Origin of the sequence: Gluconobacter aidae (assembly GCF_009547075.1) — a bacterium.
Lineage (GTDB): Bacteria > Pseudomonadota > Alphaproteobacteria > Acetobacterales > Acetobacteraceae > Gluconobacter > Gluconobacter aidae.
Map to the genome: position 1 here is coordinate 1 of NZ_WIPH01000108.1, position 547 is coordinate 547.

Genomic DNA, 547 nt, shown 5'->3' on the forward strand with positions numbered 1-547 from the left:
GTCCCGGCCTGACCTCACCGCTTACCGCAATCTCGAAGCCGCTTATCGGATCAGCCTCAAATCCCTCGCACGCCGCTACCTTGAACTGCACGACGAGATCGCCGAGTTGGACCTGATGATCAAGGCGATTGTCGAAGAACTGGCGCCGGAACTTGTCGCCCGCAATTCCATTGGTCACAACGGAGCCGCCCAGCTTCTCCTGACGGCTGGCGACAATCCCGACAGGTTGAAATCCGAAGCAAGCTTCGCTGCCCTTTGCGGTGTCACCCCTGTACCCGCCTCGTCGGGGAAAACGATTCGCCATCGACTGAACCGAGGCGGTGACCGGGCAGCCAACAGCGCCCTGCATCTCATCGCCATCGGCCGCCTGCGAACGGACGAAAAGACACGTGCTTATGTCGCCAGGCGTGTCGCGGAAGGTCACTCCAAACTCGAAGTCATCCGCATCCTGAAACGCTACATCGCCCGCGAGGTCTATGGCGTCATCATACGCCGCCATCGCGAGGTCAATGCATCGTGTTTCGCCGCTTGACAAACAGAAGGGCAT

1 protein-coding gene is annotated in these 547 nt (G+C 59.8%); it reads left to right on the top strand.

Annotated features, from left to right (window positions below):
• Nucleotides 1-532 (top strand): transposase (locus tag GFJ39_RS13930; RefSeq protein ID WP_153432056.1); only part of this gene is annotated, 532 nt, incomplete at its 5' end.
• Nucleotides 533-547 lie beyond the last annotated feature (15 nt).